The following is a 13,260-nucleotide window of genomic DNA, read 5'->3' as shown; positions in this document are numbered from 1 at the left end:
ACACCCGATTCCATAAAACCTCTTACCTTTGACCTCAGAATTACAATCTAAAGTCAAAGAACTATGAAGCATTTTTCCCCCTTGTGGTCTCTGATTCCCGGTGCAGCCCTGATAGCGGGATGCGGAAGCCAACCTAAAGACAAGACTTCGGAGCACTCGCCGCAGAAGCCCAATGTAGTATATCTGATTGCTGATGACCTGGGTATCGGCGACCTGAGCTGTTACGGTGCCACCAAAGTAAGCACTCCCAACATTGACCGCCTTGCCGGACAAGGCATGCAGTTTACCAACGCTTATGCCACTTCTTCCACCAGCACTCCTTCCCGTTTCGGCCTGCTGACGGGCATGTATCCCTGGCGACAGAAGAATACCGGCATCGCTCCGGGCAATTCCGAACTCATCATCGATACCGCCTGCGTCACTATGGCCGATATGTTCAAGGAAGAAGGCTACGCCACTGCAGCAGTGGGCAAGTGGCACCTCGGCCTGGGCCCTAAAGGCGGTACAGACTTCAACCACTCCATCAAACCGAACACCCAAGACATCGGCTTTGACTATGAATACATCATCCCCGCTACCGTCGACCGCGTTCCCTGCGTCTTTGTAGAGAACGGACATGTAGTGGGCCTCGACCCCAACGACCCTATCACGGTGAGCTACGACCACAAGGTCGGTGACTGGCCCACCGGTCTCGAAAACCCCGAACTCGTCAAGATGAAACCCAGCCAAGGGCACAATAACACCATCATCAACGGCATCCCCCGCATCGGCTGGATGACCGGCGGCAAATCCGCCCTTTGGACAGACGAAGACATTGCCGACGTGATTACAGACAAAGCCAAGAACTTCATCACAGCCCATAAAGACGAACCTTTCTTCCTTTATATGGGTACGCAAGATGTACATGTTCCCCGCGTGCCACATCCGCGTTTCGCCGGCAAGAGTGGTTTGGGCGTACGTGGCGACGTCATCCTCCAGCTGGACTGGACCGTGGGTGAAATCATGCACACTTTGGACAGCCTCGGCATTGCCGACAACACCATTTTTGTATTCTGCAGTGACAACGGTCCCGTCATAGACGACGGCTATCAGGACCAGGCACGCGAACTGCTGAACGGCCATACTCCCATGAAGCACTACCGCGGTGGGAAGTACAGCGCTTTCGATGCCGGTACCCGCATTCCCTTCATTGTACGCTGGCCCAATGGCATCAAGCCCGGCAAACAACAAGCCCCCTTCTCCATGATTGATGTATACGCTTCATTCGCCGCCCTGCTGAACCATCCGCTGGAAGCAGGCATCGCTCCCGACAGCCGCGACCAGCTCAACAACTTCCTGGGAACCGATACTGCCGGATGTGACTATATTGTACAACAGAATCTGGACAATACACTCTCCATTATCCAAGGAGACTGGAAATACATAGAGCCCAGCGACAAGCCGGCACTGGAGTATTGGACAAAAATAGAAATGGGCAACGCCCCGCAGCCCCAACTGTACAATCTTTCCATTGATCCGTCCGAAAAAGACAATGTGGCAGAAGCCCATCCGGACAAGGTAAAAACGCTCTCTGCCCTACTGGAAGAGGTGAAGGAAGCAAAGAACCAAAGTGAAAGGGAATAAAAGTACAAGAGTGGTATAGTTCGCAAGTTTTGTACGAATTCGTACTTTTTGCGAACTATTAACTAATACATTTGTATATTCCATCCCCTACATTTGCGATGTGATTCAACTCTGAAGTGAGTACAAAACAAAGAAACAACCTTTATTAATAACTAATTAAATTAATATTTATGAAACAGAAATCCAGCTTCTTTAAAGCATTAGGTATTATGTTGCTTTCTGTCCTATTTGCCACGCAGGCCAATGCACAGAATCTCACAGTAACAGGTACAGTGACTGACAACTTAGGTCCGGTGATTGGTGCTTCTATCCAGGTGGAAGGAACAAGTAACGGATGTATCACAGACATTGACGGAAACTACACCCTTCCCAATGTTCCGGCAAACGCAACTCTCGTATTCTCCTATATCGGATATCAGACACAAAAGATTGCCGTAGGCGGAAAGACCAAAATCGACGTAAAACTGGCAGAAGACAGCCAATTGCTGCAGGAAGTTGTCGTAGTGGGTTACGGCGTTCAACGTAAGAGTGACCTGACCGGTGCAGTTGCTTCTGTAAAAGCAGCAGATGCATTGAAGAATACCCCGACCGGTAATGTATCCGATGCATTGCAGGGACGTATGGCCGGTGTATCAGTTCTCTCTGGTTCCGGTAATCCTACTGAAGACAATACCATCCGTGTACGTGGTATCAACTCTATCACAGCAGAAACCGGTCCTTTGGTTGTTATCGACGGTTTCATCGGTGGTTCCCTTCAGTCGTTGAATCCTTCCGATATTCAATCTATCGAAGTATTGAAAGACGCATCTGCAACAGCTGTTTACGGTTCTCGCGGTGCAAACGGTGTAATCTTGGTTACTACCAAAAACCCATCCCAAGACAAATTGACTGTATCTTTTAATGCATTTGCCAACATCAAGACTGTAGCCAAGTATGCTGATAATCTTTCTACCTATGAATATGCCAACCTGGTTAATGACTATGGTAAGGAATATTTTGGATACGGCGACAATCACTATTATAGTGCAGAGCAATTAGCAGCCTTCAAGTCTGGCAAAGCAGGTTATGATTACTCAAGAGAAATCTTCCGCAGCCCTGCCGTTACACAGAACTATGAAATGTCTATTGCAGGTGGTGGCGAAAAGACTACTTTCCTGGCATCTCTCCGCTATCAAAACGATGAAGGTATCATCAAGGAGTCAAGTAGCCAAATCTACAGCTGGCGTTTGAAAGTAGATACCAAAATCAAGAAATGGCTGAAAGCTGGTATGAACATCTATGGTCACTACAGAGAAACAAGTACTCCACGTGTCAATGAATATGATGGTTTAATCCAACAAGCAATGTACTTTCCCAGTACTATTGAACCGCAAGATGAAGATGGAAACTACAATAATTCATTTTTTGAGGGTAGTTCAACTTACAATCCAATGGGGCATATTTGGGAAGCAGACAATGCCAACAAGACAATAAATAATCGTATACAAGGTTATGTCCAGTTTGACATCATGGACGGTTTGAGCTTCCGCTCACAACTGGGAGTTCTGCTTGACAATAGACTAAACACTTCCGTACAAAATGACAAAAGTTACTATGCTTTCAAGAATAGCAATTTATCGCAAGGTCAAGCACGTAGTTACTGGAACACTTCCTGGTTAAACACCAACACATTAAGTTATGTAAAAGAATTTAATGCTAATCATCGTGTCAACGCAACTGCTGTTTTCGAACAGTCTTATGATAATAATTTCAATCATACCGGTACTGCTTATGGTTTGGATTATATTGATAGGATCGGTATAAACAACTTGGCATGGTCAAATGCAGAGCTTGCTACCAATAGCTCCGACCGTGTTATCAATACATTAATGTCAGGTATGTTACGTGTAAACTACGTATTTATGAACCGTTACATGGTTACTGCATCTATTCGCGCAGATGGTTCTTCACGTCTTGTTGATAAATGGAGCTATTTCCCATCTGCAGCTTTGGCTTGGGACTTGAAACAAGAAAGTTTTTTGAAAGACAACAGCTTTATCGACCAATTGAAACTTCGCCTCGGTTATGGTTCTGTAGGTAACCAAGCTGTAGAAGCTTACCGCCCCTATTCCAAACGTACTCCAATAAGAAATAGTGATGGCTCCACCTCTTATAAAGTAGACCGCCCTGCTGCTCCTTACCTAAAATGGGAACGTAACGACCAGTTCAATGCAGGTGTTGATTTTGGTATACTCAACGGTCGCATACGCTTGACTGCCGATTGGTATAGCAAATTATCCAAAGATATTTTGTTGGATCTGGCACAACCAACACACATGGGATTTCCCTCATTGTTGATGAACTCTGGCGAAATCAAGAATACTGGTATAGAGTTCACAATCAGTGCAGACCCATTTACCGGTAAAGGCTTCAGCTGGCATACCGACGTTACTTTATCGCATAATAAAGGAACTTTCAACAGCATACCTACAGCTAACCATCGCCAACAGCAAGCCGGAAGTTTCCAAAATCAATTATTCCAGATGATTGAAGGTGAAAAATTAGGTACATTCTGGGGATATACTTTCGGAGGTATCTGGCAGGAAGATGAAGTGAACGCTCCATTCGTAGACGCCAACGGTCAAACAAATGGCAAAACAAACGGTGAAGTCTATAAAGTCGTAGCTGGTAACTCTAAATATGTAGATACCAATAAAGACGGAGTACTGAATGATGCAGACCAAGGTATCATCGGCTGTGGTCAACCGACATTTAACTGGGGTTGGAACAATAGCTTCAATTACAAGAATTTTGATTTCTCATTCTTTATGGTAGGTTTCCATGGCTTTGATATATACAATGCAACTCATCAAATGGGATTCAATACAGTTTCCGGTCAGAACATGGCTGCAGTAACTCCAATGCGTGACTTCTTGAACCGTTGGACGCCAACCAATACAAATACAGATGTACCGGGTTTCGTACAAGGAGGCACAGAAAACAAAGTATTCAGCAGTCGTTTTGTAGAAAATGGAAGCTTTATCAAGATGAAAAGTATCACCTTGGGTTACACTTTGCCCGAATTAGCCTGCAAATCACTTGGTATCAGCAATCTCCGACTTTATGTTTCCATCCAGAATCCGTTCCATATCACCAACTATTCCGGTCTGGATCCTGAAGCAACAATGGGAAGCCCACTGATACAAGGTGTTGATTGGGGCTCATATCCTAACAGCCGTAATTATCTGATTGGTTTAAATTTTGCATTCTAATGATTTACCTTTTAAACAAGAATAATATGAAAAAATTAGCATATATAGCAACAATAGCCTGCAGTATGTTCCTGACAACTTCTTGTGTAGACCTGACCCAAGAGCCACAGTCTTTCATTACTGATGAAGATTACATTGCCAGCATGGACCTAACAGGTCTTCAACAAGCTGCAACAGGACTTTATAACGATTTATGGAATGGGAACTATGGTTTTAACTGCCGTTTACAACGCATAAATGTATGTGCAGATGATATTACTTATCGTGCGGCAAAAGCAAATAATGAATTGGCCAATTACTATAGACTATCTCCCAATATCACAGCCAACACTGCAGATTTCGATACTACTTGGTCACTATTTTTTGCCGTTATCAACCACTCCAATACACTTATTAATAAGACGGTATTACCGGAAAATGCAGACCAAGCCAAGAAGTTTGAAGAAGTATTAGGAGAAGCTTACTTCCTCCGTGGACTTTCTTATTTTTATTTGGTACGCATGTATGGTGATGTACCCCTAATTCTAGCAGAAACAGACGCTTCAACGTACATGCCGAGAACTGCTGTTGCAGAAATCTATGATCAAGCGATTATTCCTAGCTTGAAAAAAGCAGTAGAAATATTACCGGCAAAAAGTCGCAGCGGCTTCAGCTCTACTCCTTCCAAATGGGCAGCCGAAGCTTGTCTGGCAGACGCTTACATGACAATGGCCGGTTGGCCTTTGAAAAGAGGACAAGAGTATTACTCACTGGCAGCGGCTGCAGCTAAAGACATCATAGACAACTCTGGTTTGTACCTGACCGAAGAATATGCAGAATTGTGGAAAGAAGCCAATAAAGCACAACCCAATGAAGTAATGTTTGCCATCCACCATAATGCGAAGATGAAGACGGCAAGTAACTATGGAAAGTCTTACTACCCCAGCGATTTTGCCCCCAATGCCGGTTGGTCTGACTACTATGCAAACGAAAGCTTCTTTCTAAATTATCCGGATGATGCACGTAAAGAGTGGAATTATATGACAGAATGGGAAACTAAAAACGGTCATGTCACTTATAAAGAAAGTGCCGATAAGCTTCCCGCCATTTCCAAGTATTATGACTATGACAACGGCGCACCCGGTAAGAGTGCCCAAGCTAATGGTATCACTTGTATCTACCGTTACGCCGATGTCCTGCTGATGTACGCAGAAGCTTCCACCCGTGCCACAAACAGTGTAAACGCACAAGCTTTGGATGCCATTCAGAAAGTACAGAAACGTGCCGGTTATGCACAAGACCAGCTGACCACAACTACTGATCCTACAGCTTTCACAACAGCTGTATTCAACGAACGCGGTTGGGAATTCTTTGCAGAAATGAAACGTTGGTTCGAACTTGTTCGTCTGGAAAAGGTAAGTGAAGTTAGAGCCGAGACTTGGAATGGTTCGCTTTTCCAAAGCAACAACCATTATTACTTCCCCATACCTTATCAGCAAATCCGTCTGACACAGTGGACTAATAATGCAGGCTACTAATACTGATAAAAACGTAATAACACAAAACTTCTAACCTTATTTATCAAGAAATCAAATAGACCTTAATCAATTTGATATGTACGAAAGGGAGGGGCCGTGAGGTTCCTCCCTTTTATTTATCAATACAATGTAATACTACCCAAACAACATCCAACTAAATCAGGGAAAAGACATCCAGCTGGAAACTAAAAGCTTCATGCTGAAAACTAACAATATAAGACTATCCCTAATAGATAAAACAACGATATCACTCTATTTCCAATACTCTCATTAGAGCGTGATAGATAGGTATGAAAAAACACCTATCACACCCTAATAAATTTATAATCACATATATACTCCTTTGCGTGATAGCGTGACAGATGTTTTTATTTTTTTGTGTAGAAACAAAAATACCAGTAAATGCTATTTCTTTTCCGTACTTTCAAAGTGGCGTTGCTGCTGTTCCACCTGCTTCATTTCATTGATACGTTCCTGCTCTTCCCTGGCAAGGCGCTCTATTTCATTGAAGTCAATCTCTCCGACTTCAGTTTTTCCAAAGATTTCCGTCTTTTGCGGAACCGGAAGCTCTCTATACAAGGCTACACGTTCCGCAGGCAAAGTAGCTATTTCAATCACTGCCTGGGGATGGAACTGTATACCTGGATGCAAAAGACGTGCTTTTATTTTGATAGTACCTGCTTTCGTTGTTGTACGGATCAGTGCAGGTGCAGTCCCCCAACGACTGACACGGGGATTGGCTTCTACCTCTCTTCCACCGACCAACTCTCCTTCTCCTTCCACCTCAAAAATAACGGTTTCTTGAGAAAGGCGCTTTACATAGCCATCCTTATCGGTAATGGAAGCAATCACCGTGACCATATCCGAACCATTGGCACGCAGGGGCAGTCCAGAATCAACAGTCAGTACAAGCTGTTCATTACGTTTGGAAGGCATATTCTTGGTCCTAGCAACAATCTTGCCATCCAGGAATCCCTCAGCCACAATACTACATTGTTCCGGTTTCCCGGCCCGATGAAGTGCCCGGACATCCACAAAGCTATAAGCACCCTTAAAAACAACGGGAGGATGACGAATCCCCTTCTCCTCCAGCAACGGCACTTGCACAAGGGTGTCTTTTTCGTTCACAATGACACGTACACTATCACAGTTGGTATAAACCACTATATCCTCGGGGGAAAAAGGAGTCATGGCATTAGCTATATACACCATCGGCCCACTATCAGCCTGCTCCAAGTGCAGGTGCGGATCACGCTGGCTCATCATCATGTAATAGGAATACTTTGGCTGACGGAACATATCCATCAGTCCTCCCCAGAAAGGGTCAGGATGATAACCACGCTGGTGGTCAAACGAATGCCACAAGGCACCTCCTATATGCCCCCGAGGAGATTTGTAGAACTGATCAACCGTAAGAGAGCCGCCATAATCCTTGCGGGCATAGTGCTGGGCCTGGCGAATCTGTGGCTCTTCACCCCATTCACGTGCCACACGGCTGTAAGAATTGTGGGAATTCCAGTCATCCACACAGTCACCATACTCCCGGGTAAAGCAGGATTTGCCTGCATTCCGGTAAAACGCCTCGTTCTTGGGGGCTGTATAAACTACATCATATCCCATTGCTCCTTTGCTCTTGTCATCAATGGCAGCATAGCAACCCGGAGCCGGATACTCTTCATGAGTAGCCCGATAGGCATTCTGTGCGAAAGACTCCGGAAAAGCCGTCTCATTAAGTACCGGTTCCCACAGAAGGACAGACGGATGATTACGGTCTCGACGGACCATATTACGGATGTCGGAAAGGATACGTTCTTCAAACACCGGTTCCGGATTCCAGTACTGCCAGCCGGGAGTGGCTACAATAATGAACATGCCCAGTTCATCGCAGGCATCCATAAATGCAGGGTCTTGGGGATAGTGTGCCGAGCGTATAATCCGGAAACCAGCATCACGCATTTTCTTCACGTCCAGCCAATGCAGGTTGTTGGGTACGGCATTCCCGATATAAGCATAGTCCTGATGGCGGTTTACCCCCATCAGCTTGTCTCCGAACGGCTTACCATTGATATAGAGACCGTCGGCACCGCGAAACTCAATGCTTCGGATACCGATACGGGAAACAACAGCGTCGCACAGCTTGCCGTTAAGATAGACAGAGGTGCGGAGCCGATACAGATTCGGAGTATCGGGATGCCACAAAGACGGATTTCTGACAGTGAGCTGCTGCATGACGTGTCCATCACTTCCGGCAGACAAGCTGAGACTTTTCCTTGTACTGGCCACCTGCTTGCCAACAGCATCCAGCAGGGTTGACTCCACTACCACCCGGCAACCACTCTCTCTATCATTGACGATATGAGTCTTGACATTCACCCGAGCCTTTTGGTCCGACACATCCTCATAGCTGACAAACACGCCTCCCCCAGCCACCTGGCCAGCCTCATTGGCATCGCTTACATGCACGTCACCGGTACAGATAAGATAACAATCACGGTAGATGCCACCAAATACACAAAAATCCATCGTATACTGTTTGCGCCCCGGCGGGAAAGAAGGGTCATCACTGTTATCAGCACATACGGCAACGGTTACCTCATCACCTGGACGCACACCAACAGCAGTCAAATCTATACTCACCGGGAGAAAACCACCGAAGTGCTCCTTTACCTTGTAACCATTGATATAAAAGCTGCTTTTACCCATAACCGCCTCAAAATAGAGGGACAACCGCTTACCTTGATACCGAGTATCGACAGTGAAACGCTTGGAATACCAGGCCGGCCCCTGATAATTGCGAGAACCGCTCGCCTCGGAAGGAACCAGCTGTACGGTATGCGGTAGGTTTACCAGCTCCCACTTGCTGTCATCCAGTTGCAAAGGATCAGCTTTTAAAGGAATATCCCCCCGATGAAAACGCCATCCGGGATTAAAGTCCAATACCTCGCGGCCGGAATTGGGCACCGGATAAAAACTGGCAGCAGAAAAGTGTTCTTGTGCTTGCAGTACACCGATGCAAGCCCAGAAAATAATTAATAAAAGAATCTTTTTCATAATCTATATCATTGATTTGTCATTCTATCCACACGTATTACCGCCGGTTTTCCACAAAGCATCCCCTGCGGCATAGGTACTTTGATTTCCCTTCCATTGAGAACAATCCGAATCCCTTTCAGAGCCGCATTCATGCAAGCATCGGTGACAGAAACCACAATCTCCCCTGCTTCTTCCCTTATCAGCACCGCACATGGGGCAGAAGCGGAAAGAGACAAACCTTCTGCCTGCAAACCTTTATTGCCGGGATACAAGACAGCTTCCACCACCTTTCCATCCATAGAGCAGACCGCCTGCACCAGGGTATCGTTCTGCAATACCCGGAACGGCAGTTCATCCGATGGTATCTGCCGGCCTGCATAAACCACATAGCCATAGGTATCATCAACCGGACGCTGTCCATGATTTGCCCACAGACGGAGGATTCTGACTTCTGAGGGCAAGCCTTGTTTCTTTTCATTCACCTTGTTCCGCTTCACCCAATCTGTGGGACGAGTCTCGCAAGTAACAAATGCTTCACGGGTATACTCAGGAAGTATCCGATAGGCAAACTTACCTTTCTGCACCAGCCAGAGGGGAGTACCATCTGCCGACAAAAGCGAGTGAGTGCCGGAAGCGACAAGCTCCATTTTTTCCCTTTTCATCGAGAAAACTTCATCCGTCCAAGCCGTCTGGTCGATAGTGGTGCGAATCTCCCCATCCAGTTCAAGACGCTTATTGGTTACGCCCGCACCCAAAGCTACCATGTAATCTCCCAGAATGAAATAAGACTTATATGCCTTGAAGCCATAAAGAACCTCGTTCAAACCCTCACTGTTCCCCTTGTCGTTCACACCCTCTTTCGCAGAAGCGTTCATCTTTTCGAAGATATATCCTGCAACGGCATTACTCCCGCCATCCGTAGCACCGGCAGCAAAATTACTCCTGCTGCAATAACCACGCCAATTCTCTACGGGAACCAGTTTGTCCATGCCTTCGCGTGCAGTCACACCTGGGGAAGCGGTGACATCCCAACCGCCCATAATCCGGAAATACTCATCGCCGCTGCGCTGGAACAACGTCATTCCATCCGTCGGATAGAAATTGTAGGCATCAGCAAAGCTGGCTGCACTCTCCAGTCCGTCACAGCGGACAGAGGCCATATTAATCGTGATATGATAGTCGGGAGTCTTCTTTATCAAGTCGTCGTTGTTGAAGAACCAACGGGTACCGGAATAGACGCCCGGAGCATACGTCTCCATCGTGATGCGATTCTTCTTCACCTCTTGCTGCAATTGCAACAGTTCCCGCTGCTCTTCGGGGGTGAAAGAGTCCATCCAGTTGCCGATAAGGTTATCCAGCATTCCGGCATAAGGGATGGAAAGCTCTGTGGGATTATATACATACGAGCCACGGTCCAGGCAAGGAAGGCGATATCCCTTATAATAATACCAGGCACCACCACGCAGGAAATTAAGAAGTGCCTGCACATTATCCCGGCCCAGATTCTTGGCCCAGGGAGAGCCTTTCAGCATATTCAGCATTTTAAGTGCATTGGAAGTCCCGTCAATGGGATAGCCCCAAATCAGGCATTGCTTTCCATGTCCCCAACCTGCCCCGTCGGCAGTGAATCCCTCAGTCCAGAAAGCATCGGAATACGTAGTTTGGGAGGTCATACTGATACCGCGCTGGCAAACTTCCGCCAGCAAGTCTATCATAGGAATGGAACGGTACATGGCGGCCACGGGCAATAGGGAACGATAGGCCAATGCATTGCCGCCCACCCACCACACATGGTTGCGGAAACGGGAAATGGAAACTACATTCTCATCGGTTTCGTCGTGGCGGAGAGGTTGGGTCCAAGCTTGTAAGGCAATGGTTTTCAACATATCGCACGCCTCTTGCAGCAATGTGCCGCCTTTCCCACCTTCAGCATCGTCCATCTGTTTCAGATAGCAGAAATAAGTATTGACCGCTGCCGTAGGTATGGCAAAGCAAGATGCATGGAAACGGGGACCGTCATTGGGGCGTCCTGCCTCGATACCGCCGTAATGCAAGATTGCCTTCAGCACTTTACCGGACAAGGCCTGCTCTTCTGTCAGTTCACCTTTACGATAGGCATCCGCTACTTTCCAGATACGGTTGAAGGCATCCGCCACGAACAAGCCTATTTCGGCCTGCGGGTTGGAGTAAGGCTTCTGAAAGGCATTCTCTTTGCGGAATTGCTCTTCCTGCTCCCTTAAACCAGAAAAGATACCGTCGGCAGTGAGTTGTGCCAGACACTCCTGCGCACTCAACCGGGTGTCCAGGGAATGATAACGGTAAGGATGCTGCGCAAAGGAAGCGCGGAAAGCCTTGATGGACTTCTCCTTCTCTGCATCCCCCCGCTGCCGGGCTTCGTTGTAGTAACGGTGATAATTATTGAAAGCAAACAGCGTTTCCTTCTCCTGCGGAAAAGCGGTTGCGGCCAAGCAAAGGCCGAGAATGGTCAGAATAAGGTTTCTCTGCATATTAGAATCGTATTGGTTATTGTATAATGTCCGATTATATTTTCAGCAAATATAATGAAAGGCAGAGGGAAGAAATGACGGCAATCATACAAAACAGATGCAGTTTTCGTACGGAACTGGCTGAGTGCGGCAACAGGCATAAAAAGATTGGCTATCTTTGTTTCATCATAATAACCTTATTAACAACACTCCCCATGAAAAGACATCATCTGCTTTTTCTCTTTGCCGCTTTCATAGCTATAACGTCTTCTGCCCAGAAGCTGGACAATCTGGTAGAACTGAAACAGAAGTCGGAAAACCCACTGTTTCATCACTTGGACAAAGCTCCACGTACACCAGCTTTCGAGTGCGAAGGCTATTGGGCCTGGGGAAGTTCGGTAGTGAAAGGAGATGACGGCAAGTACCATATGTTCGTTTCCCGCTTTCCCAAAAGCTTGCCGTTCCATCCGGGATGGATGGTAGCCTCGGAGATTGTACATGCCGTATCCGAGATACCGCAGGGACCTTATCGGTTCAGCGAAGTGGCCCTCCCTGCCCGTGGTGCGCAATACTGGGACGGACGCTCCACACACAATCCACGCATTTTGAGGCAGAACGGGAAATACTACCTTATCTATATGGGTTCCACCCACCCCTTTGCCGACCCTACTTACGAACAACTCACCCTGAAAAGCCCCTGGTGTACCGTTGCCCGCGCCAACAAACGCGTGGGACTGGCCGTTGCCGACTCGCCCTACGGTCCGTGGAAACGCTTGGACGAGCCCATCTTGAAGACCAAGCCCAATACTTTCTACAGTTTTCTGACCTCAAATCCCTCGCCTATCATTCAAGAAGACGGTTCGGTGATGATGATATTCAAGGGGCGACATTACACGAACGGTTACCTGCACTCGGCCATGAGCCTCGGAATGGCTTATGCTCCTACCATAGAAGGCCCTTATCGAGTGCTGAACAATGACTGTCCCATCTTTGAAGTAGACGGTCAGGGCGAAGCGGAAGACCCTTTCCTCTGGAAAGATGCAAACGGTTATCATGCCATCTTCAAAGACCATGTAGCCAAGTTTACTGGCGAACGGGGCGGAGGCGTCATGGCACATTCCAAAGACGGCATCCAATGGACGGTGGACAAAGACCCGAAAGCCTACTCGCTCACTGTGGAGTGGGAAGACGGCAGCGTGGAGAAGCAAGGACAACTGGAACGCCCCTTCATCCTCTTCGAGGACGGAAAGCCTGCCTACATCTTCTTTGCCACGATGGACGGGCCCGGAGGATTCGAAAATGCATCCCGTTCTTGGAATATGGTGATTCCCATCAAAGATCGGAAGTAAA

At 47.0% G+C, this 13,260-nt stretch carries 6 protein-coding genes; 4 read left to right on the top strand and 2 right to left on the bottom strand.

The features are described 5' to 3' along the window. Positions 1-63: 63 nt before the first annotated feature. The 3 genes from DXD65_RS10010 to DXD65_RS10000 all read left to right on the top strand — a co-directional run bounded on the left by DXD65_RS10010 (position 64) and on the right by DXD65_RS10000 (position 6,391). Positions 64-1,623 (top strand): sulfatase family protein, encoded by a 1,560-nt coding sequence (locus tag DXD65_RS10010; protein WP_008662099.1) that lies wholly within the window; start codon positions 64-66, stop codon positions 1,621-1,623. Positions 1,624-1,793: 170 nt separating this feature from the next. After that, positions 1,794-4,874 (top strand): SusC/RagA family TonB-linked outer membrane protein, encoded by a 3,081-nt coding sequence (locus DXD65_RS10005; protein ID WP_005826038.1) that lies wholly within the window; start codon positions 1,794-1,796, stop codon positions 4,872-4,874. 26 nt (positions 4,875-4,900) lie between these two features. Continuing rightward, positions 4,901-6,391, top strand: coding sequence for a RagB/SusD family nutrient uptake outer membrane protein (locus DXD65_RS10000; protein ID WP_034522898.1), 1,491 nt, complete (start codon positions 4,901-4,903; stop codon positions 6,389-6,391). 405 nt (positions 6,392-6,796) lie between these two features. Here the strand turns inward: DXD65_RS10000 and DXD65_RS09995 are convergent, their stop codons facing one another. Together DXD65_RS09995 and DXD65_RS09990 are read right to left on the bottom strand one after the other, a co-directional pair. Beyond that, a complete protein-coding gene (locus DXD65_RS09995) occupies positions 6,797-9,442 on the bottom strand; it encodes a glycoside hydrolase family 2 (protein ID WP_005826042.1) in 2,646 nt (881 codons plus the stop codon). An 8-nt stretch (positions 9,443-9,450) separates the two neighbouring features. After that, entirely contained in the window at positions 9,451-11,931 is a 2,481-nt protein-coding gene (locus tag DXD65_RS09990) for a polysaccharide lyase family 8 super-sandwich domain-containing protein (RefSeq protein ID WP_117887604.1), read from the bottom strand. Between the two features lie 194 nt (positions 11,932-12,125). Between DXD65_RS09990 and DXD65_RS09985 the strand changes: the two genes are divergently transcribed. After that, a complete protein-coding gene (locus DXD65_RS09985; RefSeq protein ID WP_008662105.1) occupies positions 12,126-13,259 on the top strand; it encodes a glycoside hydrolase family protein in 1,134 nt (377 codons plus the stop codon). The last annotated feature ends 1 nt before the right edge of the window (position 13,260 follow it).

Origin of the sequence: Bacteroides sp. 4_1_36, from assembly GCF_003466325.1 — a bacterium.
Classification (GTDB): Bacteria; Bacteroidota; Bacteroidia; order Bacteroidales; family Bacteroidaceae; genus Bacteroides; species Bacteroides uniformis.
Note: the sequence above shows the minus strand (reverse complement) of the source record. Positions and strands in the feature narration are given on the sequence as shown.